A 25,566-nucleotide genomic window follows, 5' to 3' on the forward strand; every position below is an offset into this window, starting at 1 on the left:
CGCGGGGCGTTCCGGGGAGGCCGCAGCTCCCATGAGTACGACTCTCGTCCTCGCCCGCCTCGACGAAGGCCCCGAGATCTTCCACAGCATCCAGGGCGAAGGGGCCAGCATCGGCGTTCCGAGCGTTTTCGTCCGCCTCAGCCGATGCAACCTCCAGTGCGTCTGGTGCGACACGGACTACACCTGGAACTTCGAGGGAACGTCGTTCACCCACATCCGCGACGCCGATCCAGCCTATAGGAAGCCCCCCCGCGCGTCGGTCCAGATCACGCTCGACGTTGAGGCCATCGCCGCACAGGTGCTGGGATATCGCTGCGGCAATGTCATCGTCACCGGGGGAGAGCCACTGCTCCAGCAGCCTGGCGTCGCGGCCTTGATGTCGGCGCTTCGCCAACAGAAGCCAGAGATCCGCTTCGAAATCGAGACCAACGGCACCCTCAGGCCATTGCCGGAGATCGAGCGGTTCGAGCCCCGCTACAACGTCTCCCCCAAGCTGACTTCCTCTGGGATGTCGGCGGATCGGTCCTTCGTCTCCGAGGCACTGGCGTTCTTTCGCGACTGCGAGCGGGCGACGTTCAAGTTCGTCTGCGGCCGCGATGAGGACTTGGTCGAGGTCGAGCAGACACTGACCGCTCATTCCCTCCCACGGTCCCGCGTGATCCTGATGCCGGAGGCGCTCTCGACCGAGGCGCTCCAGACCCGGCGGCCCTGGCTCATGGGGAAGTGTCTGGACGCGGGACTTCGCTACTCCGACCGGTTGCATGTCGCGGCGTACGGGGCCCGCCGCGGCATTTAAGACGATCAATGCCGGCACGACCTCCATAGCTCAAACCCAAGGTGCGACGGCCACTGGGGTCAAGGGGGAAACCCCTTGCCGCCGGAGGCGCTTCCATGAGGAACCGTGGTAGGCAACGGGCGTCCGTTTTGTGGAACCGGCGTTGAGAACTCACCGCTTGCTCCGGAATCCCGGCGGGTTGGTGAGGGGGCATCCGACACGATGTCCGCGCTTGGACACTTCCTCCTTCAGACATCTCCCGACGGCCAGGCCTCCGGCGGGCAAAGGGGCATTCTGCCCCCTTGCATCCCCCTGACCAGGGTGCCCCTGGACCCGGTGAAAGGATGAGGGGTTTGTTGCGACGCTGACGGTTTCTCCTTGACGGGTGAGACGGGTGTTACACAATTGGTTCAATGTGTAACACACCCTCCCACCAGCGGATCCTCGCCGCGGCGCTCGAACTCGCCTCCAAACAAGGGGTCCGAAAAACCAGCCTCGAAGACGTTGCCCACTTCGCCGGAGTCAGCCGGCTCACCGTCTACCGCAACTTCCACGACCGCCGCGGACTCGTCGAAGCCGTCTGCCGCCACGTCACCGACGTCTTCCGCGAAGCCGCCAACGGCCAGCCAAACGAAAGCGTCCGCAACGTCGACGAACGCCTGATCCGCCTCTTCCAGCAACTCGAAGAAATCCCCTACGCCGAACTCGGCCCCGCCTTTCGAGAAATCGGCCAGCTCTACCCCGACATGGCCACCGAGTTCCGCGGCGTCCGCGACAAGGCCGTCGACGACTTCCTCAACCAGGCCTTCGCCGCCGCCGCCCGCGAAGGGGCCCTCCGCCGCTCGTTCGACCCGCAGATCCTCCGCAGCCTGTTCCGGGTCACCCTCCTCGGCCTCCTCGAATGGCCACAGGCCCTCCCCCCGGGAACCCGCCTGGAAACGGTCCTCTCCACCCTCCTCAACGTCTTCCGCTACGGCGCGCTCGAACGGGACGCCACCGTCGTCCCGATCCCCGTCGCGGACTCCGCCTCGTCCGCCCGCCCACCTCGAAAACTCCCTCGAAACTCAGCGGGCCGAAAGGAGCCGCGGACATGATCCGCCATCGCCCCGCCGAATCTCTCCTCACCCTCCCGGAAAACGAACCGGTCGTCATCCGCCCGCTCCGTCCCCGCGACCGCACCGGCTACCGGCTCGCCTTCGCCCGCACAAGCCGCCGGACACGGATCGACCGCTTCTTCCGGTCCGTCGACCGCCTCTCCGAGGCTCAGGTCCGCTACTTCACGGACGTCGACATGGACCGCCACGTCGCCCTGTGCGCGATCTCCCGCAAGACCCCCGTGGCAGCCGGCATCGCGGTCGGCCGCTTCATCCGGAACGAGGAGAACCCCCGCCGCGCCGAGTTCGCGATCACGGTCATCGACGACTACCACTCAAAAGGCCTCGGCCGGGCTCTCCTGACGCGTCTGGCCTCGATGGCCCGCGACCGGGGCGTCGACACCTTGTGGGCCCAGGTCCTCTCAGAAAACATCCGCGTCCTCGACTGGATGAAACGCCTCGGAGCCCAGCGGCGGTTTCTCGGAGAGTCCGTCCGCTGCGAACTCGCTGTCGCCGAACTTCTCGAACACCTCGGTTCCCCAAACCATCCGGACGAGTCCCTGCTGGAGAAGAATCTGGCCGCCGCGGGCCGGTCGCAACCGTAGCCTCGCCTCCTGCCACAGAGCGGCACTCTCCCTTCCTCTCCTCTGTGCCTCTCCGTGTCTCTGTGTTTCAATCTCCTCTCCGGACGTTGAATTCCCGACGACGGGCCTCCCGTCGCGACGGGATTCCTTCGCTATCAAACGACTTGCGCTGCGGCTTCAGACCATCTCCCGCATCCCCCGCGGAATCCTCCAGGAGACGCGCCGCGTGACAATTCTGCCGAAAAGACTCGTTGTGCCGGCTGCCCGAGGACGATGAATCTGGCGGTGATTGAGCGGCGGACGAAGGGCTCCGCGGACTCTCCCCATCGCCGAGGAGACAAGGATGTCGAAGTTCAGACTGTGGGCCGCCTGTTGCGTGGCCGTGATGGCGGCGGGATTCGTGGCAGCGACCCCGTCCGTCGAAGCGGCTCCTCCCGGCCAGCCGAGCAACTGGCAGCGGTTCTACTACTATCCGTACGTCTACTACCCGCACAACTTCCAGAAGCCGGTCGAGTACGATCACATGTACTACCGGTACCCGGTCGAGCGGCGGATTCCGGTGTACAACCAGCACTGGAACAACTTCTACCCGAACCCGCACCCGTACCACTCGGGGAACCATTTCACGATGGACGTGTTCTAGCGTTTCCGGGGGCGATGCAGCATGCAACCCGCGTCTGATCTTCAGATGCGGGTTGAGCTGTTTTGTAGAGCGATTCTCCGAATCGCGGGCGGAGGGCCGTTCTCTGCGATTCGGAGTGGGGACGGCTTGCTGGTGGTCCAGAAGTGTGGGGCGACTGCTCTGCGGTACGGAGTGCCGCACCACGATCAGGCGACAATGCCGTCCAGCGGCAGGCCGTCGGCGATCGGGAAGGGCCGTCCCGTGATGTCGTGGATCTCCGTCGTCGGATCGATCCCCATCTGCTGATACACCGTCGCGGCGACTTCACCCAACCGGATCGGGCGGCTCTCCGGCAGCGCGCCGTCGCGGTTCGACGCTCCAAAGACATGACCGCGGCGGACTCCGCCTCCCGCCAGCAGGGCGGTGTAGCACGCAGGCCAGTGGTCGCGGCTGGCGTTGGCGTTGATCCGCGGCGTGCGGCCGAACTCGCCCATCCAGACGATCAGGGTCTCGTCGAGGAGCCCCCGTTCGTCGAGGTCGTTGATGAGCGCCGGCAGGGCCTGGTCGGTCAGCGGCAGCTGCCACGACTTGAGGATCGGGTACATCCGCGTGTTGTCGAACCCGTGCGTGTCCCAACCCCCTTCGGCCCGGCGGCCGCCGATCGTTCGCGAGAAGTAGACGTTGACGAACTTGACGCCCGCTTCGACGAGCCGGCGGGCCAGCAGGCAGCTCTGGCCGTAAGTGTTCCGTCCGTACCGGTCGCGGACGACATTGGTCTCCTGCGAGAGATCGAACGCTTCGCGAACGCTCGGGGCGAGGAGCATCTGGTAGGCGCGGTCGTACATTTGGTCGACACCGGTGACCGCCTGGGACTCGAGCCCTTCGAGCTGCTGGTCGAGGGCTTCGAGCATGTCCCGCCGCGAGGAGAGCCGCTCCGCCGAGACGTCGTCGGGCAGGCTCAGCTCTGGAACGCCGAAGCCCTTCTCGTTGGGGTCGGACTGGATCAGAAGCGGGTTGTGGCGTTTGCCGAGGAAGCTGGCGTGCTGGGCCGGCGTGATCGAGCCGTCGGAGATCGTGTAGGGATGGGCGACGAAGGTCGGCAGCCCCTGGGGATTGGGGGCCAGGTCGTCGATGACGGAGCCGTAGGCCGGGAAGAGGTCGAGCGTGTCCTTGAGCCGCTGGTCGTTGAATGGCGGACGCCGGCCGGAGAGGGCGTAGTACCCGGCCGAGTTGTGGTGGGTCATGTCGTGCTGGAGGCCGTGCACGAGGGTCACCTTGTGCATGACCTTGGCCATGTTCGGCAGGTGCTCGCAGACCGGCAGTCCCGGAAGCGACGTCGAGATGGGCGAGAACTCTCCCCGGATCGTGTCCGGCGCGTTGGGCTTCATATCGAACGTGTCGATATGGCTCGGTCCGCCCCACTGAAAGAGGAAGATGACCGACTTGGCCCGGACCGGCAGGTGCGAGAGCGGCCTGGCTGCGGCCAGGCGCGGCATCGTGAGTCCCAGGACGCCCATCCCTCCGACCTGGAGGGCTTTGCGGCGGGCGAAGCGGAGATCGAGAGAAGGCGAGCGAAGCATCTTCACGGTCTCAGTCGTTCAAACGTGCGGAGCCACATCGGCCTCGCACCCATCCACTATGGCTGATGAGACAAGGTGTGACCAGTCTGGTTATCGGTTGTGTGTCGGGACGGCGCACCTGTCGATTGGTGATCGACGGGCTTTTCACCGGGTCCAGGGTCTCCCTGGTGGGGAGTGCAGAGGGGCAACGCCCCTTTGCCCGCCGGGGGCCTGGCCGTCGGGAGATGTCTGAAGAAGTGAGTGCCCAAACGCGGACATCGTGTCGTATGCCCCCTCACCAACCCGCAGAGATTCCAAGGCGAGCGGTGAACTCTCGACGCCGGTTTCACCAAACGGGCGTCCGTTGTTTACCACGGTTCCTCGTGGAAGCGCCTCCGGCGGCAAGGGGTGCCCCCCCCCTTGACCCCAGCTGCCGTAGCACGTTGGGTTGAGCAAACAACGCCGTGCCGGCAAGTACGCCCCGAACGAGCCGGCCGGACCTCGCGGTGGCTTTCTACGAGACCGAAGCCGGCAACATCGGCGTCCCAAACCGGACCGTCCCATCCAGCACGGTCGTCCGGATCTGCAGTCTCCCTTCAACGTGGTCGAAGACTACCAGATCGGCCCGGCTTCCCGGGTTCAGCGAGATCTCCTCACAATCCAGCAGCGCCGACGGGTTGTGCCCCGCCAAGTCGCAGGCATCGGCCAGTGAGATCCCAGTCTGCTCGATGATCTTGGCCACGCACTCATCGGTCAGGCTCCCCGACCCGGCGAGCAGTTGCCGCTGACCGGCAATCACGATCGGCCCATCCTCGAGGACCTCGAATCGCCCGTTGTTATACTCATACGTCCCCGGCGGGCTGCCGGCCAGACCCGAGGCATCGCAGGTGATGATGCAGTGCCCCAGCCCCTTGGCGAACAGGACCGAACGAACGAAGCTCGCCGGGATGTGGTAGCCGTCGGTGATCAGGCTGGCCGAAAGCCGCGGCTCGCCAAGCTGGTCCCACAGGTAGTTGGGATGCCGCGGCAGGACCGGGTGGCAGCCGTTGCCAAGGTGCGTGCTGAGCCTCGCCCCCGCCTCAACCGCCGCGCGGATCTGATCGCCGGTCGCCGCGGTGTGGCCGATTGAGATCACGACGCCCTTGGCTGTCACCTCCCGGATGAAGTCGACCGCGCCGGGAGCTTCCGGCGCGAGGGTCATCAGCCGGATCCGGTTGCCCGAGGCCTCCTGCCACCGCTGGAACTCGTCGACGGAGCACCCGCGGACGTGAACCCGGGGATGTGCCCCGCGCGGACCGTCTTCGCTCGCGATGTAGGGCCCCTCGACGTGGCATCCCGCCACCATCCGGTCGACCCACACATCGCGCTCGCACGCCTCCCGGATCGCGACCAGTCCGTCGCGGATCGCTTCGAACGAGTTCGTGATCAGTGTCGGGCAGAGGCGCGTGACGCCGCGAGCCAGGTACGCCTCCAGGACCGGCCGGACCGCCTCGGGAGTCAGTCCTTGGTCGCTGAACCACTGACCGCCGAAGCCGTTGACCTGCAGGTCAAAGAATCCGGGGGCGATCCACGGCCAGTCCTCACCCGATTCGTCATGGAGGAGCTCGACGGAGTGAATCCGGCCCTCCTCAATCGTGACGCAGATCGGTTCCTCGAGGCGATAGTGTCGTCCAAACAGCTGCATCGGTTTTCAGGCTTTCGGGAAGAAGACGCTCTCGGCGGTCTTCCGCAGGAGCCAGTCCCGTTCTTCCGCCGTCACGAAGTCGATCCGGTCCCGCACGAGCGCCACGGAATCGGGGTAGTTGTTCGGCGCGGTGAGCTGATAGGGGCAGTCGCTCCCCCACATCAGCCGCTTCGCGCCGTAGGTCTCATACAGCCGCCGGATCATCGGCAGCAGTTCGGTGTGCGGAGGCTTCTTGTTCCCCAGGGCATAGTACGCCGAGATCTTGACGTGGGCCGTCTTGTGCCGCGCCAGGTCCGCGAGGGCCTTGAGCTGGCTCTCCTCAACCGGACCCGCCATGCCGACGCGGGCGAAGTGGTCGACTACGACCGTCGCATCCGGATAGCGGCCGCACATCTCGTCGACCTGGGCGATGTTCTCCGGATCGATCAGCGGACAGATCGCCAGCCCCGACTTGCCGGCGTGCTCCCACATCGCCCGGATTCCCGCGCTGTCCCTCCAGAGCTTCGTTCCCCCTTCGCCGGGACGGATCCGGAACCCGATGACCCCCTGGGCCTTCAGGCGGTCCATCTCCTTTTCCGGATGGGGAGCCGCCTCGTCGATGCAGGCGACCGCGCCGAACCGTCCCGGATGCTGGGCGATGGCGCTCGTGATGTAGCTGTTGTCGACGCCGTGATACGGCCGGTGCTGGATCAGCACGACCCGCGTCACGCCGCTCTTCCCCGCAAGGGCCAGGAGCTCATCCGCGGTGAAGCTCTCGGGCTTGAGGTCAGCCCGCGTCTGGCCGTTCGCCAGCGGGAACTTCTCGAGGTCGGTCGTCCAGATGTGGGAGTGGGCGTCAACGTAGCCGCTCGCCACGTCCGCCGCGTTGGCCACGGTCGACATCAGTTCCGATCCCAGGGAGACAGCGAGCGCTCCCGCGGCGCTCGCCTGAAGAAATTCTCGACGCGAAACAGACGTCATGGCACCACAAGTGGGGGAAGGAGGAATGATCGGAAGCGACTCCCTCCTTCCGCTCGATCCATCTCCGGCATCATGACGACTCGCCGCCGCCAGCGACACCGGTCAGAACAACATCGGCTTCCCCTGCAGCCGCCGGAGCGTTGACAGCTGGCCGAGGTGGACGGCGAAGTGCGTCGCCAGCAGGTGGGCCAGCATCTCGCCCCGCGTCAGCAGCCCCGACCACTTCAGCCGCTCGATGCCGTGCTGCGTCTGGGCCCATTCGGCGGTCATGCCGCGGGCACCGTCGCAAAGCGATCCGTAGCCGTCCGTGATCGCGACCATGAGGGCTTCGAAGCTGGGCCGGACGCGGTCGTGCGATCCCGCCTGCGAAGTCGGTCCATAGGCGGCGTGCCACTCGTGCGGCAGGCGGGTCGGCTGCCCGATCAGCTTCAGTCCCATGTCGCCGACGATCGCCAGATGCGACAGGATCCAGCGGGGGGAATGCAGGCCGGGGGCGGGACCGTGGTCGAGGTTGTCTTCCGTCATCTCCTCGACGAGCCGGCCCAGGTAGCGGCGGTTGAACTGATTGAGAGCGATCTCGTTCTCGAACATCCCTGCACTCCTCGCCGCAGTCCTGCCGGAGCGGCGTTCACTTGGCGGAACGGGAACGACAGCGGGCCCGTTCCCGGCCGCTCCCTGTCCGTTGGCCCATCAAGCCTAGCGAAACTCCTTCTCGGCGTCCGCCTTCTTGTAGAGCGAAGTCGGGATCTTGATCTCCTTGGGAACGTCGGCCCCCTTGGAGTGGGCGACGATGGCATTGACCGCTTCGATCCCCATCCGGTCCGGGAACTGGATCGGGTCGGCGTAGATCTTCCCTTCGAGGATCGCTTCGCGACCTTCCTTCTGTCCGTCGAAGCCGACGATCGTGATCTCCTTCTCCTTCTTGGCCTTCTCGATCGCGGCGAGGGCTCCGAGGGCAGAGGGGTCGTTGATGGCGAAGACCCCCTTGAGGTCGGTGGTCGACTGCAGGGCGTCGTCCATGGCTCGCAGTCCGGCGTCCTTGGCTCCTCCGCCGTCGAGTTCCACCGCGATGTCGATGCGGTTCGGATGTTCGGCGTTGTAAGCGTCGAGTTCGGCCTTGAAGCCGTCGACGCGGAGGATGCAGGATTCGGCCTGCTTGAAGCCGAGGACGGCGACTTTGCCTCCCGAGGGGCCGAGGGCTTCGATCATGGCGCGTGCGGCCTGGCGGCCGCCGTCGAAGTTGTCGGTAGCGATCTGGCAGACGATGTCGACTCCGTCTTCGCGGCAGGGGATGTCGACGGTGAAGACGGGGATGCCGGCTTTGTTGGCTTCCTGGATGGAGGGGACGATCGCTTTGGCGACGCAGGGGCTGATGACGATGGCCGAGACTTTTTGGGCGATGAAGTCTTTGACCTGCTGGTCCTGGAGTTTGGGGTCCTGGTCGGCGCTGAGGGGGATGGTGGTGTAGCCGTGTTTTTTGCCTTCGGAGTCGATGTTGTCGGCGATGATTTTGAAGAAGGGGTTCTGGAAGGTGAGGAGTGAGACGCCGATTTTGCGGTCGGAGGCGGCGGTGGCGGGCGCCTCCTTGGCACTCCCGGGTTTGTCTCCGGCGGGTGGAGGGGCGGGTGAGGATCCGGAGCAGCCGGTGATGAGGAGGGTGAGGCAGAGGGCAAAGGAGCGGCGCGACAGCATGTTTTCACTCAGTGGGCGAGAATCTGGTGAACGATGAGCCGATATTAAGAGCCGCTTCAACAAAACCCCAGCGACCACACGCACCGGGTCCAGGGGCACCCTGGTCAGGGGATGCAAGGGGGAGAATCCCCCTTGCCCGCCGGAGGCCTGGCCGTCGAGAGATGACTGAAGGAGCGAGTGTCCAGGCGCGGACAACGCGCCGGATGCCCACTCACCTTAGCCGCAGGGATGACAACGCGAGCGGTGAGTGCTCAACGCCGGTCCCACAAAGGGGACGTCCGTTGTGTACCACGGTTCCTCATCGGAGGCCTCCGGCGGCAAGGGGTTCCCCCTTGACCCCGGCTGCCGTGGCACAATGGGTTTGGCGTAGCAACGTCGTGCCGGCAAAGACGGTGTTTTATTCGCCCGTCTTACGAGGGGACTTTGAGGCCGGCTTCGGCCGCTTCGGCTCCGCCTTGTCTCCCAGCGCCTTCCGCACCGCCTCCAGTAACGACTCCATCGCGAACGGCTTCCGCAGATAGTCGGAGACACCCAGCATCTCCGCATAAGCCTTGTGCCGCCCACCCTCGTTCGCCGTGATCATGATCACCTTCGGCGGATTCGGCAGCGTGCGGAGAAACTCCAGCACCGGAAAGCCCCCCATCCGCGGCATCATCATGTCGGTAATGACCAGATCCGGCTGCTCCGCCTGGATCAGCCGCTGACCATCGATGCCGTTCGGAGCCGGAAAGACCTGGTACCCCGCACCATCCAGCACGCCGTGCAGCGTAGAGGAAATCTCCCGGTCATCCTCGATCAGAACAATCTTGGCCATACTGCACTCGAAGCCACGCCGCGGCAGCGAAGGTCGCCACAGTCAACCCGGCCCGAGCATCTTACCCCCGTTCCAGCCCTCCAACCAGCCAGGGCCGGGCTTCGAACGCGGTGGGGTGCATTCGCAGATTGGTGTCGCCCGATACTGGCCAACCGGGTCCAGGGGCACCCTGGTCAGGGGGTGCAGGGGGCAGAATGCCCTTTGCCCGCCGGAGGCCTGGCCGTCGGGAGATGTCTGAAGGAGCGCGTGTCCAAGCGCGGACATTGTGTCGTATGCCCCCTCACCAACCCGCGGAGATTGTAAAGCGAGCGGTGAGTCCTCAACGCCGGTCCCGCAAAGGGGACGTCCGTTGCTTACCACGGTTCCTCATGGAAGTGCCTCCGGCGGCAAGGGGGCGTGGCCCCCCTTGACCCCAGGCTGCCGTGGCACATTGGGTTTGAGCTATGCGCGTCGTGCCGGCAAGGACGCGATTCGCGTCAACGGGACAATCCACCCTACCCAGAGAACGCCTCCAACGCCCCGCTACTCCTCCCGGGGCGGCCGCATCATGAGCGCGTTCGTGGCAGCAAGCGGCGAGCGGCCGGCAAACAGGACGTGATAGACCTGCTCGCAGATCGGCATCTCGATCCCCTTCTGCCGCGCCAGATCATGCACACTGGCCGCCGTGTTGACCCCCTCGGCGACGGAGGGCATCGAACTCAGAATCGCATCCAGCGTCTCCCCCCGCCCGATCCGCTCGCCAACGCCGCGGTTCCGGCCGTGAGGACTGATGCAGGTCGTGATGAGATCGCCAATCCCCGCCAGCCCCGCAAACGTGGCGGAGTCCGCCCCCAGCGCGACGCCGAACCGGGTGATCTCCACAATTCCCCGCGTCATCAGGGCTGAGACCGCGTTGTCCCCAAACCCCAGCCCCGCACAGATCCCGGCCGCGATCCCGATCACGTTCTTGAGCGCCCCGGCCAGTTCGACGCCGAGGAGGTCGGAGTTTGAATAGACCCGGAACCGGTCCGTCGTGAACATCTCCTGAACCCGCCGGGCGAGGTCAGGACTGGCGGCCGCCGCCACGACACTGGCGGGCAACCGATTGGCCACCTCTTCGGCATGGCTTGGACCGCTCAGGACCGCAACATCCCCGACCGGAAGACACTCGCGGATGATCTCCGTCGGACGTTCCAGGGTGCGGTTCTCGATCCCCTTCACGACACTGATCGCCGTGACACCGGTCGGGAAGGCTCCCGCCAGCGGAGCGAGCGTCGCGCGCAGGTACTTCGTCGGAACCGCGACAACGAGGTAGTCGGCGCTCGCGGCCGCTTCACGGATGTCGCCGGTGACCAGCAGCCGATCGGGAAACCGCACGCCCGGCAGCAAGCGGGCATTCATCCGGTCGCGATTCATCGTCGCGGCGTTGGCCGGATCACGGCACCAGAGAGCAACCTGCTGATCCTCACGCTCGCATAGCAGGAGCGCGCATGCGGTCGCCCAGGCGCCGCTTCCCAGAATCGTAATCCGCGACGGCATTCCCGCTCCTACTGCGCGGGGGGGGCGGGAGGGGCCGGAGTCGTCGGCGCCGGCGGAACGAGGTCCTCCGCCACCCAGCCGCAGGACTTGTGCGTCCCGTCACAGAAGGGCCGCCGCTTCGTCTGTCCGCAACGACAGAGGGCGACGTTCTCCTTCCCCGTCAGGTCGTAGACGTTCCCCTCATGGTCAATGATCTTGACCGGCCCCGTAACCAGCAGGGGACCATTCAGACGCGTCTTGATGACCACTTCACTCATGGCAGGCTCCTCTCGACTTTGCGCAGGTCCGTCGAACACGCCCTGGCCTTTGCCATTGCGTCAGTTCACGTACTTCGCTGCCTGGTCCTGGCCGGGAACGACTTCGCCGCACACCCAGGAGTCGCAGCCGGCGCCGCGGAGGACTTCCTGGACGCGGGCCACGGAATCGGGCCGGACGATGAACGTCATCCCGATCCCCATGTTGAAGACCCGGAACATCTCTTCGCGATCGATCTTCCCGAGTCCCTGGACCCAGTCGAAGAGCGCCGGCGTTTGCCAAGTCCCGCGGTCGATCACGAGCCCGCAGCCGGCCGGCAGCAGGCGAGCGATATTGTCGCACAGTCCGCCGCCGGTGATATGAGCGATCGCCGACAGGCCGCTCTTGAGCGCGGCGTCGCGGGTCACGGCCGCAACCGTCTTGGCGTAGATCCGCGTCGGCGTGAGCAGCGCCTGACCGACCGTCTGGTTCAGTTCCGGAACGTGATCGTCGACCGACTTGCCGCCCGCTCCGAAGACCGCCTTCCGGACGAGGCTGTAGCCGTTCGAATGCAGACCGCTCGACCCGATCGCGACCACGACATCGCCCACCTGGATCCGCGAACCGTCGAGGATCGCGTTCTTCTCGACGACCCCGACGCAGAACCCGGCGACGTCGAACTCTTCGAGTCCGTAGACGTCGGGCATGATCGCCGTCTCGCCGCCGAGCAGGGCCGCCCCCGCCTCGACGCAGCCGGTCGACACTCCTTCGACGACACTCACGATCAGGTCCGGGTTGTCCCGGCCAAGGGCGATGTAGTCGAGGAAGAAGAGCGGCTCGGCTCCCAGGCAGAGACAGTCGTTGACGCACATCCCGACGAGGTCGATGCCGATCGTGTTGAACACGCCGGCCATGTGGGCCACCTTGATCTTGGTCCCCACGCCGTCGGTCCCCGAGACGAGGACCGGATCCTCGTACCGGTTCTGGGCGTCCTGCAGGCGGAACAGTCCCGCGAACCCGCCGGGAAGCGGCATCGCCCGCTTCGTCATCGTGCGGGCCATGAGCTGCGGCAGCCGCCCCATCGCCTGTTCGTACAGGTCCAGGTCGACGCCGGACGATTTGTAGGTGAGCGACATGCTTCCAGTTCTGCGGGCGGGACTCAGGAATGCAGGAGGTGAAACACCAAGGCACCAGGAAGGCACAAAGGACACCAAGAGGATGCTAAGAACAGGAAGGCAAGTCCCGCGAGACCGCAGCACTGATTCGCGCCACGGGCTTCCTCTCAGGCCAACGCCTCTCTCCATCCTTTGTGTTCTTGGTGCAACCTTAGTGTCTTTGTGTTTAACTCTCCTCGGCCTACTTCCACTCCGCCAGCTTCTTGGCCACGCGGTGCTTCGCGAGGACGACGTACTTCGGCAGGCCCCCTTCCATCGGGACCGTCGTCTCGCCGACGATCAGCGGGGCGGCGTAGTCGACGAACTTCTGGTTGACCATCATGCCGCACTCCGAGATCCAGTCGCTCGGCAGGAAGTGCTCCACGTTGGCGATGTCTTCCAGCGGCTGCAGGCCGGTCGTCCACTTGTAGGGGCTGGTCGACTCGCGGACGATCTTGACCATCAGGCCGCTCTTCCCTTCGACCGCGGCGCGGGTCGCCGCGTTGCCGCAGGCGACCGCCTCTTCCGCGTCCGTCAGGCTGGCGAAGTGAGCCGCGGCCCGCTGGGCGTAGCCGAGCTTGACCGTCCGGGTCTTGAGGTTGAGCTTCCCTTCGACGATCTCCTTCAGCTTGTCCGCCGAACCGGCCAGGACCGCGTGGCCGAAGGCGTCGAGGCGGGACTTGTCGGCCCCGATCTCCTCCCCGTCCTTGTTCTTGAGCCCTTCGCCGACGATGACGATGCAGTAGCGGAGCTTCTCGACGACGCTCTTCACCTTCGCCAGGAACTTCTCCTCGTCGAGGGCGATCTCCGGCAGCAGGATGATGTGCGGCGGGTTGTCTTCCTGACCCCGCTTGGCGAGGACCGCCCCGGCCGAGATCCAGCCGGCGGCCCGTCCCATGACCTCGATGATGCAGCAGGAGCCGTCGTCGGTCGCCATCGAGCCGACATCGAAGCCGACTTCCATCGTCGTCGCGCTGATGTACTTGATGACGCTGCCGTAACCGGGGCAGTGGTCGGTGTGCGGCAGGTCGTTATCGATCGTCTTCGGCACGCCGATGACCCGCATCTCCCAGCCCCGCTTGACCGCTTCGAGGTGGATCTTGTGCGAGGTGTCCTGGGAGTCGTTCCCGCCGGCGTAGAAGAAGTACCGGATGTTGTGGGCCTTGAAGACCTCAAACAGCCGGTCCATGTCCTTGGCGGCCTTTTCCGCCTTCTTCTTGAAGTCGAGCTTGTAGCGGCAGGTCCCGAGGGCCGCGGCGGGGGTGGTCTTCAGCCCCTCGATGTCCTCGGGCTTTTCCTTGCGGATGTCGATGATGTCTTCGCGGAGCATCCCGTAGATGCCGTTCATTCCGCCGTAAATCTCCTTGATGCAGGCGTGCTTGAACGCTTCCTGCATGACCCCGGCGACGCTGGCACTGATGACCGAGGTGGGCCCACCGGACTGACCGACGAGGAGATTGCCTTCAAGCTGTGCCATGGGAGGGGTCGAAAAAGGGGAGAATGCGGAGACGAGAAACATCATCCGAATCCGATGCGAACGACATCCTCGCACTCGAATCCCGGACTCTCGCGACAGGATAACGGTCCCGGTCCGGGCTGCAACGACTCGGAAAACGTGGCCGGACCAATCAGGAGGCGGTTATACTGGTCAGAGCAGGAGAGGTTGCTATGGGACGGGGTGAGCTGGAGGAGTTCCACGAGTTCGTCGCGCGGACGCTGCGCGATGGAGGCTCGACGCTCTCCCCCGAGTCCGTCCTCGCTCAATGGCGACGGGTTCGCCATGACGATGAAGACGTCTCGCTCCTGCGGGCCTCGCTGGAAGAAGCCGATGAAGGCCAGCTGGTTCCCGCCGCCGACGTCCTGGCCGATCTCCGGGACGAGTTCGGGCTGGGCCGATCGGATTCGAGCCCGTCGTGAGCGATCGTCACCGGGTTTTCATGACGCCAACCGCCAGGCGAGACCTTCGTCAGCAGGCTCAATGGCTCCATGCCCGATCGGCCACGGGAGCCGCCCGCTGGCTGAACGAGTTCGAAAGAACCTTGGAGACGCTCGCAGCGAATCCCCTCTCGGCAGGCCTGGCGCCGGAGAGTGACTTTGTCGGCCGGGAGATCCGTGAGGCGGCATTCAAGACGCCCCGCGGAAATCCGTATCGAATTGTTTTCGACATCGCGGGCCCGGTCGTCCGAATCCTGCGAATTCGCGGACCAGGGCAAGACGATCTGTCACTCGAGGACTTGGAGTAGACGGAGATCACCGTGATTCTCCGACCGATCGGCCTCAATTCATGTGTTCCTTGATCGCCGGGATGCAAGTTGACCCCGGCGCGACCAATTCCCAACTCATTGATTCACGAATTCCGCTCCACTAAAACTCGACGTCACGCTGCAGCCCCGCGGTGCGGGCCGTGACTTCACCCCGATTCCTCAATCTTCGCTTCCATGCCCACACACGACATCGGTTTGGTTGGTCTGGCCGTCATGGGTCAGAACCTCGTCCTCAACATGGCCAATCACGGCTTCTCCGTCGGCGTCTACAACCGCACGACCGAGACGACGGACGAGTTCGTGGGGGGCCTCAAGAGCGAGCCGGCCGACAAGGTCCACGCCGGCACCGCCGACCGGATCAAGGGCTACCACACCCTCAAGGACTTCGTCGACAGCCTCAAGGCCCCGCGGCGGATCATGATCATGGTCAAGGCGGGGGGCCCCGTCGACGCCGTCATCGACCAGCTCAAGCCGCTCCTCGCGCCCGGCGACATCATCATCGACGGCGGGAACTCGGACTATAAGGACACGAACCGCCGCGACGCCGACCTCCGCAAGGCGGGCCTGCGGTTCATCGGCACCGGGGTTTCGGGGGGCGAAGAAGGGGCCCTCAAGGGACCGAGCATCATGCCCGGCGGCCACCACGACGCCTGGCCGTTCGTGAAGGACATCTTCCAGTCGATCTCCGCCAAGGTCGGCCCGAACAACGACATCCCGTGCTGCGACTGGGTCGGCGATGCCGGCGCCGGCCACTACGTCAAGATGGTCCACAACGGGATCGAATACGGCGACATGCAGCTCATCTGCGAAGCCTACTTCATCCTCAAGAACGCCCTCGGCCTCACGAACGAGGAGATGTACGAGGTCTTCAAGGAGTGGAACGAAGGGGAGCTCGAGAGCTACCTCATCGAGATCACCCGCGACATCTTCACCGTCAAGGACAAGGCGACCGGCGAATACCTCGTCGACGTGATCCTCGACACCGCCGCCCAGAAGGGGACGGGCAAGCTGATGAGCCAGCACGCCCTCGACCTCGGCGTGCCGACGACCCTTATCACCGAGGCGGTCTTCGCCCGCTGCCTGTCGGCTCAGAAGGAAGAGCGGGTCCGGGCCTCGAAGCTCCTGACCGGCCCGACCGGCGCGAAGTACCAGGGGGACAAGAAGCAGTTCATCGAGGACGTCCGCCAGGCGCTCTACGCCTCGAAGCTCTGCAGCTACGCCCAGGGCTACGTCCAGCTCGACGCCGCCGCCAAGGAATTCGGCTGGAAGCTAAACAACGGCAACCTGGCCATGCTGTGGCGCGGCGGCTGCATCATCCGCAGCCGGTTCCTCGGCGACATCAAGTCCGCCTTCGACAAGAACCCGCAGCTCGAAAACCTGCTCCTCGACGACTTCTTCAAGGCGGCGGTCATCAAGGCCCAGCCGAGCTGGCGCCGCGTCGTGGCGACCTCGGTCGAGCTCGGTTACCCGATCCCGGTCTTCAGCGCGGCCCTCAGCTACTACGACGGCTACCGCAACGGCCGCCTCCCGGCCAACCTGCTCCAGGCCCAGCGGGACTACTTCGGCGCTCACACGTACGAGCGGACGGACAAGCCCCGCAAGGAAATGTTCCACACGGACTGGATCCGCGAGCGGAAGGCCTGAGCCAGTCCCTGCCCGCCGAAGCCATTCTGAACGCCGAGGGAATCCACCTCGGCGTTCTTTTTTTGCCGGGATCGAACTCTCGAACCGGACGGAACTCTATCGAGGTCCTGGTCGAGACGCTTTTCTCTCGCCCGCAATCGCAGCCAATTGCGAGCTCTTGGGGATCAGCGATTCGCGACGCTCCATCGGTTGCCGGAGCGTCACGATGTCGTACCAGACTTCGTCCGCCTCGCACTCCGCTCCGAGATGGAGAAGGTCAAGGAGACCAACGAACTCGAAGTAAACGGAGTGGCCCGCCTCGTTCTGAAACTCGTACTCCGCGGCCCGTCCCCGCTGTTCCGCGACGCGAAGGGCCGACCCGGCATCCGCCGCACGCAGCAGGAGCATCCGCTTTTCGCAGGTCCGGTTCCGGTTGTCTCGGCCATCGACCGCGACTCGGTACTGGAACAGCAACGTCGCGGAGAAACGATCCTCGGCGGTCGTCTTGTCAGCCCGGCTCATGGCTTCCCCCTCTGACGTTGCGGGACTACTCGTCGTAGTGCGGCTTGAGGCCCCAGAGGGCAAGCACTGCCCGCTCCCGTTCCCGCATGAGCGGCTGCTCTTCGTCGGTCAGGTCGTCGTAGCCGCACAGGTGCAGGAGGCCGTGGACGAGGTAGAGCGTCAGTTCGTTCTCCGGTGACCAGCCGAACCGGGCCGCCTCGCGGACGGCGGTGTCGCCGCTGACGATGATCTCCCCCTCAATCCGCTTCCCCGCGCCGCGCGGGGCCCGCGGGCCGGGCTCTGTCAGGACTTCGTCTTCAAAGAGGAAGCTGATGACGTCGGTCGGGTAGTCGTGATCGAGGTGGTCGCGGTTGACGTCGTGGATCGTCGGATCGTCGACCAGGGCCACGCTGATTTCCGCCTCGAGGACTCCCTCGACCGTGAGGGTCTCGCGGATGATCCGCTCGACGACGGACTCGGAAATCTCGACAGCCGACTGCTGATCGGAAACAGCGATCTGATAGGTCCCGGACATTTCCACTCTGGTCATTGGAGACATTCGTCCCAGGAGGGTGACGCTCCCGCGGAGCCGCGACGGTACGCGACGCCTTCGGTGCTGGCCACGCCGAGAGACCGATTGCGGTCTCAATCATAGAGATTCAGCGAACGCACCCACGCGCCGACGCGCTCCCGGCCCGTCGTCCGGTCCGCGGGGATCGACAGCGGCCGACCGCGCGCATCGAGGATCAGCCCAACCGTCCCTCCGCGGACCTCCGCTTCGACAACTTTTCCCGGTCCGGCTCCGAGATCGAACGCGGACGCCGGACGCAGCACCACGCGGGCCGTCTCACCCGCCGGAAGCGGATAGAGCCGCAGGTCGCCCACGTTGATCTCGCCGGTCTCGCGGAGCGACGGCCCCGTGATCTCATACTGAAAGCAAAGGCTCCCCGGCTGTCCCTGCCCCTTCGCGGCGATGACGGTCCCCAGATAAATCAGACAGTCCCGCTCGAAGACCTCGATCGCCGCCTGCGGATGGACCGAGGCCAGGACTCCCAGGTGCGGCATCATGAAGATGCTGTCCTTCGCGAGCTCCGTGATCCCTTCCGGCTCAAAGGCGTCGATCAGCATCATCGCCGTCTGCTCCATCCGGGGAGCATGCGAGAGGACGCCGCCGGAGGCAACGAGCAGGTTGAGCTGCATGTTGTCGACGATCGTCTGGCCGCTCGTCGTCTGCTGGAACGTGTCGCCGACGGTCCGCTGCTGCTGAACCCCTTTGAGCGTCGTCGCGAACGCCTTGTGCTGGATGTAGGCCAGCCGCAGTGCCTCGCGGGAGACCGCCTGCTCGAAGATCAGGGCCTCGAGCGTCTGGGGGATCGTGGTCGGCCGGATCATCTTGTTCTTGACCCGGTTCCGCAGGTCCCGCTCGTCCATCTCCAGATGGACCCAGCGGAGGACGTTCTCCATCCCCGCCTCGGCGCAGACGTTGGAGATCGAGTAGCTCATCCCCAGGTTGGCGCTCACGGTCCGGTTGAAGACCGGCTGGCCATCCTCGCCGCGGAAGACGCTGAAGACGTCGGTCGTCGCCCCGCCGATATCGACGCCGACGCAGTTGATGCCACGGGCCTTCGCGATCTGCTGCAGGATGTCGCCGACGGCCCCGGGGGTCGGCATGATCGGGGCGTCGGCCCACGAGATCAGCTTGTCGTAGCCGGGAGCGTGGGCCATGACGTGTTCGAGGAACAGGTCGTGGATCTTGTCCCGGGCCGGAGCGAGGTTTTCCCGTTCGAGGATCGGCCGGACGTTGTCGACGACCGAGAGCGTGATCGAATCGTCGAACGTCTTCGCCACGAGGGCTGCCGCCTGGTCGTTCCCGGCGAAGATCACCGGGAGCTTGTAGTTGCTGCCGAACCGCGGCCGGGGTTTGGCGGGGCCGATCAGCTCAGCGACCTGCAGGACGTGCTTCGTCGTCCCGCCGTCCGTTCCACCCGCCATCACGACCATGTCGGGCCGAAGGTCGCGGATCCGCTGGATCTGCTCGTGCGGCTTCCGCTTATCGTTCGAAGCGATGATGTCGAGAACAATCGCTCCCGCCCCGAGCGCCGCCCGCTCGGCGCTGGCGGCCGACATCTCGCGGATCACGCCGGTGACGAGGACCTGGAGCCCCCCGCCGGCGCTCGAGGTCGAGATATAGATGTCGCACCCTTCGCGATCGGTCGCGGGGCGGATGATCTGGCCGTCATCGTCGATGAGGCGGCGGCCGGCGAGTTCGCCGACTTCGGTCGCGGCGTTCGTGACGCCCACCGTGACGTCGGCAACCGGCTGTTCGACTGTTGTGGGGGCTTCGCCGCGGTGGGTCTGGCGGTAGTGCCCGTCGACCTTCTCGATGAGGATCGCTTTGGTGGTGGTGCTGCCGCAGTCGGTCGCCAGGATGACTTGGATCTGACTGGGATCGACGGGCATCCGGTCGCTCTCGGTTCGGGGCAGGCCTCAACGGGATGGACGAGCGAGAGATACCACAGTCGCGGCAGTGACACCATTCCGCCCGCGCCGGCACTGATCGGCTTACCTGGCCGCCGCCTCGAAAAGAACGAGAGGATCGATCCAGACCCCTTCGTTGAGGACGTCCCAGTTCTCGCCGTAGTCGACCACGAGCGCGAGTCGCTTCTTCCCGGCCAGGGAGACCGGCGGCACCCGTTGCCGCGTTCCTCCGCCGCGAAGCAGGTCTGATCGATACGCGTCGACCCCGTCGAGCTCGATCCGGAAGCGGGCGCTCCCGGCGGCCCCGACCTGGTCCGGTAGCCCGATCGACGAACGAAACTCGGCGGCCGTCGGAGGAATCTCAAATTCCCAGCGGGTGCGGCCAGTGCCGGCCAATCCCTGGCAGAGGGCCCGCCCGCCGATGACCGCCACAGGGGGCGCCGCAGGGGAGTCGGCTTCCGCGACCTCCGATAGCCCGGGAAGAAACGGTGTCCTCCTGATCGCGACCGGCGGGAACTTCGAAAGGGGCCGGACGCGATCGGTCAGGAATTGAATCTGGACCATCGCGTCTTCGGAGATCGCCAGCTCGTCCGCATCGCGGCGAAACCGCCAGCGGGAATCCGACGGATCGAACTGTGTGCTGTCGACAACAAGGTTCGTCCCGTTCACCAGCTCAACCGTCTCGTGTCGTCTGGGGACCGGTCTCGTCGTCAGCAGCTCCGGACTGAACAGGATGCCGCGATAGCCGGCTTCCGGAATCTTCGTCTCGCCGACGCTCGACCGGAACTGCAACTCGCCACGATTAAGTCCGACGAACTCCCCCCGCAGGATGTCCCGATTGCTCAGGAACACGACGTCATCCGCGGGCTCCGCGTCACGGGGGCGGGTGGGGAATCGAGAGAGGCGCTCCCCTTCAAGGCGGCGGATCGCGCGGACTTCTTCGAGCGGGACCGGAATCTCGACTGATGTGGGCAAGGAGAGCCGGACGTGAAGCACCTCATCCGCCAGCCGTAGGTCTCCGGCGATCAGGACATCGCCTGCGGTCGTCCAGACACATGATGTCCCCTCCGACTCCGGCTTCCGCGGCGGAAATCCGATCGAAAGGACCTGCTGCCGATCAAAGGTCTTCGCTCCGGACGGTCCCTCGATGGCGATCGCCTCATCCGACCAGCGGACGATCCGGCTCGCGGCCACCGGCGCCGGTTCTCCCCGGACTTCGATCTGCAGCTCGCTCGCCGGCAACGGTGAGGCAACCGCAACGAGGCTGGTGAAGACCACTCCGGCAAGGATTCGGCTGAGCGTCTTGAACGGCTGAACCATGGGTTCCGGTCTTCAATCCAACGACACAGCGGGGCAGGGGAATGAGCAACAGAGCGGCGCCGCGAGCGGCTCACATGTTCTTCTTGGGACGGGGAACACGCCCCTTGCTTCCACCGCCGCGTCCACTCCCTTTGCCGCGGCGGCCTCGCTCCCCGCGCTCCCGCGTACCGGAGGTCGCGAAGCCGGGACGATCGACATCCCCCACGGGAATCGACTCGCCTCCCCTGGCCATCTGCTGCTTGAGCTGATGGACGCGGTCCCGGAGCTGCGCGGCCCGTTCGAACTCCAGGTTCTGCGCCGCCGTGAACATCTCCGATTCGAGCTCGGCGAGGTACTCCTGCGTGACGAACTGCCGCTCGTCGGTCGCCCCCGCCGCCTGCTGGACGATCCGGCGGGCTTCGATCTCCTCTTCGATGCCGCGCTTGATCGCCTTCTTGATCGTCTCCGGCGTGATGCCGTGTTCGGCGTTGTAGGCCATCTGAACCTGCCGGCGGCGGTTCGTTTCGTCGATCGCCTCCTGCATGCTGTCGGTGATGACGTCCGCGTACAGGAACACCTCTGCGTTCACGTTTCTGGCAGAGCGGCCGATCGTCTGGATCAGGCTCGTCGCGCTGCGTAGAAAACCTTCCTTGTCGGCGTCGAGGATGCAGACGAGCGACACTTCGGGAAGGTCGAGGCCTTCCCGGAGCAGGTTCACACCGATCACCGCGTCGAACTTCGCTTCCCGCAACTCGCGGAGAACTTCCACGCGCTCGATTGCGTCCAGCTCCGAGTGCAGCCACTCGCAGCGGATCCCTTCTTCTTTGAGATAGCTGACGAGGTCTTCCGAGAGCCGCTTCGTCAGGGCGGTGACGAGCGTCCGCTCGCCGCGGGCGGCGCGGATCCGGATCTGTTCGATGAGGTGGGGGACCTGGCCGCGGGCGGGGTGGATGTGGACCACGGGATCGACGAGTCCGGTCGGCCGGATGATCTGCTCGACGATCTGGCCTTCCGCCTGATCCAGTTCCCAGTCGGCCGGCGTGGCGGAGACGAAGACCGCCTGCCCGCGGCGGGCGTTCCACTCCTCGAACTTGAGCGGACGGTTGTCGAGCGCCATCGGGAGGCGGAACCCATGGTCGACCAGCGTCGTCTTGCGGGCCTGGTCGCCGTTGTACATCGCCCGGACCTGCGGGACCGTGACGTGCGACTCGTCCACGAACAGCAGGAAGTCATCGGGAAAGAAGTCGTACAGCGTCGCCGGCGGCTCGCCAGGGCGGCGTTTGGCCAGGGCCCTCGAGTAGTTTTCGATTCCGGGGCAGTAGCCGATCTCGCGGAGGAGCTCCAGGTCGTGCCGCGCGCGGGCGGAAAGCCGCTGGGCTTCGAGGAGTTTTCCTTCTTTCTGGAACTTGGCGAGCTGCTGGTTCAGTTCCTCCTCGATCTCGCCGACCGCGTCGTCGATCCGGTTCTGGGGGAGAACGAAGTGCTTGGCCGGGTAGATATAGACGTCGTTCTGCGGCTTGGAATTCTCGCCGCTGACGGGGTTCACGATCGAGAGTTTTTCGATCTCGTCTCCCCAGAGTTCGACGCGATACGCAAACTCCTCATAGGCGGGCCAGATCTCGATGACGTCGCCGCGGACGCGGAACTTGCCGCGGCTGAAGTCGATGTCGTTCCGCTCGTATTGGATGTCGATCAGCTGGCGGAGCATCTCATCGCGGTCGATCGATTCCCCCACGCGGAGGGGGATCATCATCTCGATGTAGTCCTTCGGCGAACCGAGGCCGTAGATACAGGAGACGCTGGCGATGACGATCGTGTCGCGGCGGGAGACGAGGGCGCTCGTCGCAAGGAGGCGAAGGCGGTCGATCTCCTCGTTGATCGAGGCGTCCTTCTCGATGTAGATGTCCCGCTGGGGGATGTAGGCTTCGGGCTGGTAGTAGTCGTAGTAGCTGACGAAGTAGGCGACGGCGTTGTTGGGGAAGAACTCTTTGAATTCGCTGTAGAGCTGTGCGGCAAGGGTCTTGTTGTGGGCCAGGACCAGTGCCGGCCGCTGGAGCTGGGCAATGACGTTCGCCATGGTGAACGTCTTGCCGGTGCCGGTGGCGCCGAGGAGGACCTGGGAGCGTTGTCCGGAGCGGAGGTTATGGACGAGGGATTCGATGGCCCTGGGCTGATCGCCGGCGGGGGCGAATTCGGAGTTCAGTTCAAACTGCGGCATGAATCCCATCCAGGGGCGAAAAGTCGAAGCGATATTCTACGCCAAGCGCTGAATGAAAGAAGGCGTAAAGAGTCGCGGGTCAAGGGCGGCCAGCCCTTGCCGCCGGAGGCACTCCTGTGAGGAACCGTGGTACACAACGGGCGTCCCCTTTGTGGTGCCGGCGTTGGGAACTCACCGCTCGCTTTGCAACCGCTGCGGGTTGGTGAGGGGGCATACGGCACGGCGTCCGCGTTTGGACACTCACTCCTTCAGACATCTCTCGACGAGAGGGCCTCCGGCGGGCAAGGGGCATTCTGCCCCCTGCACCCCCTGACCAGGGTGCCCCTGGACCCGGTGGACGAGCCCTCACCGTGTTCTCGCGACATCACCATCGCCCGATATACTTCCCGGTCCAAACAATCCGCACAGGATTCTCCATGGACTCGCAACTGGAAGAACGGTCATTCTCGATCGGCACGCTACGGCTCAACGTGGCCGTCGGTCCCCAAAACGGCCCGCCGCTGATCTTCTTCCACGGCGTCACCCGCCGCTGGCAAACCTTTCTGCCCATGCTCTCCGCCTTCATCCCGCGGTGGCAGGTGTTCGCAGTCGACTTCCCGGGACACGGCAAGTCGGACCGGGCCGAAAGTCCGCACCTCGTCGCCGACTACGTCGAGTGGGGAATGACATTCCTCCGGACACACTTCTCCGGCGAGATCAACCTCTACGGCCACTCGCTCGGCTCCATGGTCGCGGCCGGATGCGCAGCCCGGCTGCGGAACGTCCGGGCCATCATCCTCGAAGACCCGCCGTTCGACGTCATGGGAGAACGGATCGCAACGACGCCGCTGCTAAACTACTTCCGCGAACTTTTGCGGTTTGCCGGGTCCCCCGAGAGCGTCCGCGACGTCTCGCGGAAGCTTGCCGAGGTCCGGATGGGGTCCCCGGGGAGCACCAATACGTTTCGCCTGGGAGACATCCGCGACGGCGTCTCGCTCCGCTTCACGGCGGCGAGCCTCAAGCAGCTCGATCCGCAGGCCCTCGTGGCGGTCGTCGAGCGGAACTGGCTCGAAGGGTACAATCGGGACGAAATCCTGAGCCGCATCGATTGCCCCGCGCTCCTGCTCCAGGGAGACGTGAAGGCGGGCGGAATGCTGCCGGATGCGGACGCCGACGACGTGATCGGGCGGCTCCACGACGGGACGCTGATCCGGCACCCGGGAATCGGCCACGTCATTCACTGGCAGAAGACGCAGGACGTCATCAACGCCGCTCACGGCTTTCTGGAATCCGTTCGTTGACCGCTGACTCACCCCCGCCGCGGATCTACCTCGACAACGCCGCCACGAGTTTTCCAAAACCGCCCGGTGTGGTGGAGGCGGTCACGCGGTATCTCACGGACGAAGGCGTCTCGCTGGGACGGGCGACCACCCGCAGCGGCGAAGAGACCGCCCGTCGAGTCAGCCAGCTCCGGACAAAGCTCGGCCAGTTCTTCGGCGCCGGCCCGGGCGACGAAGTCGTGTTCACGTTCAGCGGAACCGACAGCCTCAACATGGCACTCCACGGCTTCCTGAAGCCGGGCGACCACGTCGTGACGACCGACATCGAGCACAACTCCGTCCTCCGGCCACTCGAATGGCTGCGGCAGCGCGGAATCGCCGTGACGCACGTCCCCTGCGATTCCGCAGGCCGAGTCGCGACGGACGATATACGACAAGCGATCCGTCCCGAGACGCGGCTCCTCGCGGTGTCCCACGCCTCCAACGTAACGGGGACGGTTCAGCCGATCGCCGATTTCGCCGAGCTGGCCCGCAACCACGGAGCCCGGATCCTCGTCGACGCCTGCCAGACCGCCGGGCACATTCCGATTTCGATCCGCGAAGCAGGAATCGACTTCCTCGCCTGCTCCGGCCACAAGGGACTGCGCGGCCCGCTCGGAACCGGCGTCCTCGTCATCGCCCGCGACGCAGTCCCGGACCTCGAAAGTTTCCGGCAGGGGGGCACGGGAAGCCACAGCGACTCCCCGCTCCAGCCCGCCGCCGGCCCCGACAAGTACGAGGCGGGGAATCACAACACCCCGGGACTCCTCGGCCTGGCCGCAGCGCTGGATTGGATCGAACAGGAAGAGCTCGGTGCTCTCCACGAGCGGGAAGCCGCGCAGACGGCGCGCCTTCAGGAGGGACTCCGTTATCTTCCGAACGTACGAGTTCCCGGTCCCGAGCCCGACGAGCGCGTGCCGGTCGTGAGCTTCGTCATCGAGGGGTTCGACTCCCGCGACGTCGCGTCGATCCTCGATGCCGAGTTCGGCATCGAGGTCCGGGCGGGCCTCCACTGCGCCCCGCGCATCCACACCGCCCTCGGCACGCTCCCTTACGGAGGAACAGTCCGCCTCAGCCCCGGACTGGCCACGACCGACGGACAGATCGACGCCGCCCTCGACGCGGTCGCGGAGATCGCAGGCGGCTGAGCTCGCTGGATTGGAGCCGGCACAGCCGCGGCGGCGAGGACGGCGTT

Annotated in this window: 24 protein-coding genes; 9 read left to right on the forward strand and 15 right to left on the reverse strand. The window is 65.4% G+C overall.

All coding sequences use genetic code 11. The annotated features are described in order from the left end of the window. Positions 1–31 precede the first annotated feature (31 nt). The 4 genes from VT03_RS07935 (at position 32) to VT03_RS07950 (ending at position 3,096) form a co-directional block, all read left to right on the forward strand. Positions 32–796 (forward strand): 7-carboxy-7-deazaguanine synthase QueE, encoded by a 765-nt coding sequence (locus VT03_RS07935; protein ID WP_075092493.1) that lies wholly within the window; start codon positions 32–34, stop codon positions 794–796. A 392-nt stretch (positions 797–1,188) separates the two neighbouring features. Beyond that, a complete protein-coding gene (locus VT03_RS07940; protein ID WP_075092494.1) occupies positions 1,189–1,869 on the forward strand; it encodes a TetR/AcrR family transcriptional regulator in 681 nt (226 codons plus the stop codon). Then, the gene (locus VT03_RS07945) at positions 1,866–2,474 is read left to right on the forward strand and encodes a GNAT family N-acetyltransferase (protein WP_075092495.1); all 609 of its coding nucleotides are present in this window, start codon (positions 1,866–1,868) and stop codon (positions 2,472–2,474) included. The genes VT03_RS07940 and VT03_RS07945 overlap by 4 nt, the downstream gene beginning before the upstream one ends. 322 nt (positions 2,475–2,796) lie before the next feature. After that, positions 2,797–3,096 carry a hypothetical protein gene (locus VT03_RS07950; RefSeq protein ID WP_075092496.1) on the forward strand — a complete coding sequence of 100 codons (300 nt, stop codon included), beginning with the start codon at positions 2,797–2,799 and terminating at the stop codon, positions 3,094–3,096. A 185-nt stretch (positions 3,097–3,281) separates the two neighbouring features. Here the strand turns inward: VT03_RS07950 and VT03_RS07955 are convergent, their stop codons facing one another. From VT03_RS07955 to VT03_RS08000, 10 genes are all read right to left on the reverse strand, one after another. Then, the gene (locus VT03_RS07955) at positions 3,282–4,655 is read right to left on the reverse strand and encodes a DUF1501 domain-containing protein (RefSeq protein WP_075092497.1); all 1,374 of its coding nucleotides are present in this window, start codon (positions 4,653–4,655) and stop codon (positions 3,282–3,284) included. 493 nt (positions 4,656–5,148) lie between these two features. Next, the gene (locus VT03_RS07960; protein WP_075092498.1) at positions 5,149–6,318 is read right to left on the reverse strand and encodes an N-acetylglucosamine-6-phosphate deacetylase; all 1,170 of its coding nucleotides are present in this window, start codon (positions 6,316–6,318) and stop codon (positions 5,149–5,151) included. A gap of 6 nt (positions 6,319–6,324) precedes the next feature. After that, positions 6,325–7,278, reverse strand: a complete 954-nt coding sequence (locus tag VT03_RS07965; protein ID WP_075092499.1) for an amidohydrolase family protein — start codon at positions 7,276–7,278, stop codon at positions 6,325–6,327. Between the two features lie 102 nt (positions 7,279–7,380). Continuing rightward, the gene (locus VT03_RS07970; RefSeq protein WP_075092500.1) at positions 7,381–7,869 is read right to left on the reverse strand and encodes a DinB family protein; all 489 of its coding nucleotides are present in this window, start codon (positions 7,867–7,869) and stop codon (positions 7,381–7,383) included. 105 nt (positions 7,870–7,974) lie between these two features. Beyond that, positions 7,975–8,970: a substrate-binding domain-containing protein gene (locus VT03_RS07975; protein WP_075092501.1), complete on the reverse strand. Its 996-nt coding sequence runs from the start codon at positions 8,968–8,970 to the stop codon at positions 7,975–7,977. A 397-nt stretch (positions 8,971–9,367) separates the two neighbouring features. After that, on the reverse strand, positions 9,368–9,784 hold the full coding sequence (locus VT03_RS07980; RefSeq protein WP_075092502.1) for a response regulator transcription factor: 417 nt from the start codon (positions 9,782–9,784) through the stop codon (positions 9,368–9,370). Positions 9,785–10,306: 522 nt separating this feature from the next. Beyond that, positions 10,307–11,302, reverse strand: a complete 996-nt coding sequence (locus VT03_RS07985) for an NAD(P)H-dependent glycerol-3-phosphate dehydrogenase (RefSeq protein ID WP_075092503.1) — start codon at positions 11,300–11,302, stop codon at positions 10,307–10,309. Between the two features lie 8 nt (positions 11,303–11,310). Continuing rightward, positions 11,311–11,559, reverse strand: coding sequence for a CDGSH iron-sulfur domain-containing protein (locus tag VT03_RS07990; protein WP_075092504.1), 249 nt, complete (start codon positions 11,557–11,559; stop codon positions 11,311–11,313). 60 nt (positions 11,560–11,619) lie between these two features. Beyond that, entirely contained in the window at positions 11,620–12,672 is a 1,053-nt protein-coding gene (purM, locus tag VT03_RS07995) for a phosphoribosylformylglycinamidine cyclo-ligase (RefSeq protein WP_075092505.1), read from the reverse strand. A gap of 220 nt (positions 12,673–12,892) precedes the next feature. Continuing rightward, positions 12,893–14,167, reverse strand: a complete 1,275-nt coding sequence (locus tag VT03_RS08000; RefSeq protein WP_075096994.1) for a 6-phosphofructokinase — start codon at positions 14,165–14,167, stop codon at positions 12,893–12,895. A 191-nt stretch (positions 14,168–14,358) separates the two neighbouring features. Between VT03_RS08000 and VT03_RS08005 the strand changes: the two genes are divergently transcribed. The 3 genes from VT03_RS08005 to gnd all read left to right on the forward strand — a co-directional run bounded on the left by VT03_RS08005 (position 14,359) and on the right by gnd (position 16,598). After that, positions 14,359–14,607 (forward strand): hypothetical protein, encoded by a 249-nt coding sequence (locus tag VT03_RS08005; protein WP_075092506.1) that lies wholly within the window; start codon positions 14,359–14,361, stop codon positions 14,605–14,607. A 20-nt stretch (positions 14,608–14,627) separates the two neighbouring features. Then, on the forward strand, positions 14,628–14,933 hold the full coding sequence (locus VT03_RS35205; RefSeq protein ID WP_410000419.1) for a type II toxin-antitoxin system RelE/ParE family toxin: 306 nt from the start codon (positions 14,628–14,630) through the stop codon (positions 14,931–14,933). Between the two features lie 195 nt (positions 14,934–15,128). Then, a complete protein-coding gene (gene gnd, locus VT03_RS08015; RefSeq protein ID WP_075092508.1) occupies positions 15,129–16,598 on the forward strand; it encodes a decarboxylating NADP(+)-dependent phosphogluconate dehydrogenase in 1,470 nt (489 codons plus the stop codon). A gap of 96 nt (positions 16,599–16,694) precedes the next feature. Here the strand turns inward: gnd and VT03_RS08020 are convergent, their stop codons facing one another. From VT03_RS08020 to uvrB, 5 genes are all read right to left on the reverse strand, one after another. Further along, positions 16,695–17,099, reverse strand: a complete 405-nt coding sequence (locus tag VT03_RS08020) for a DUF4288 domain-containing protein (protein WP_075092509.1) — start codon at positions 17,097–17,099, stop codon at positions 16,695–16,697. A gap of 25 nt (positions 17,100–17,124) precedes the next feature. Beyond that, positions 17,125–17,628 (reverse strand): rRNA maturation RNase YbeY, encoded by a 504-nt coding sequence (ybeY, locus tag VT03_RS08025; RefSeq protein ID WP_197489248.1) that lies wholly within the window; start codon positions 17,626–17,628, stop codon positions 17,125–17,127. 95 nt (positions 17,629–17,723) lie between these two features. Continuing rightward, positions 17,724–19,538: a glutamate mutase L gene (locus tag VT03_RS08030; protein WP_075092511.1), complete on the reverse strand. Its 1,815-nt coding sequence runs from the start codon at positions 19,536–19,538 to the stop codon at positions 17,724–17,726. Positions 19,539–19,640: 102 nt separating this feature from the next. Further along, the gene (locus VT03_RS08035) at positions 19,641–20,876 is read right to left on the reverse strand and encodes an NPCBM/NEW2 domain-containing protein (protein ID WP_075092512.1); all 1,236 of its coding nucleotides are present in this window, start codon (positions 20,874–20,876) and stop codon (positions 19,641–19,643) included. Between the two features lie 70 nt (positions 20,877–20,946). After that, positions 20,947–23,073: an excinuclease ABC subunit UvrB gene (uvrB, locus tag VT03_RS08040; protein WP_075092513.1), complete on the reverse strand. Its 2,127-nt coding sequence runs from the start codon at positions 23,071–23,073 to the stop codon at positions 20,947–20,949. A 416-nt stretch (positions 23,074–23,489) separates the two neighbouring features. Here uvrB and VT03_RS08045 point away from each other — a divergent pair, with 416 nt between their 5' ends. Together VT03_RS08045 and VT03_RS08050 are read left to right on the forward strand one after the other, a co-directional pair. Next, the gene (locus VT03_RS08045; RefSeq protein WP_075092514.1) at positions 23,490–24,353 is read left to right on the forward strand and encodes an alpha/beta fold hydrolase; all 864 of its coding nucleotides are present in this window, start codon (positions 23,490–23,492) and stop codon (positions 24,351–24,353) included. Next, on the forward strand, positions 24,350–25,519 hold the full coding sequence (locus VT03_RS08050) for an aminotransferase class V-fold PLP-dependent enzyme (RefSeq protein WP_197489249.1): 1,170 nt from the start codon (positions 24,350–24,352) through the stop codon (positions 25,517–25,519). The genes VT03_RS08045 and VT03_RS08050 overlap by 4 nt, the downstream gene beginning before the upstream one ends. Positions 25,520–25,566 lie beyond the last annotated feature (47 nt).

This window comes from Planctomyces sp. SH-PL14 (assembly GCF_001610835.1).
Classification (GTDB): Bacteria; Planctomycetota; Planctomycetia; order Planctomycetales; family Planctomycetaceae; genus Planctomyces_A.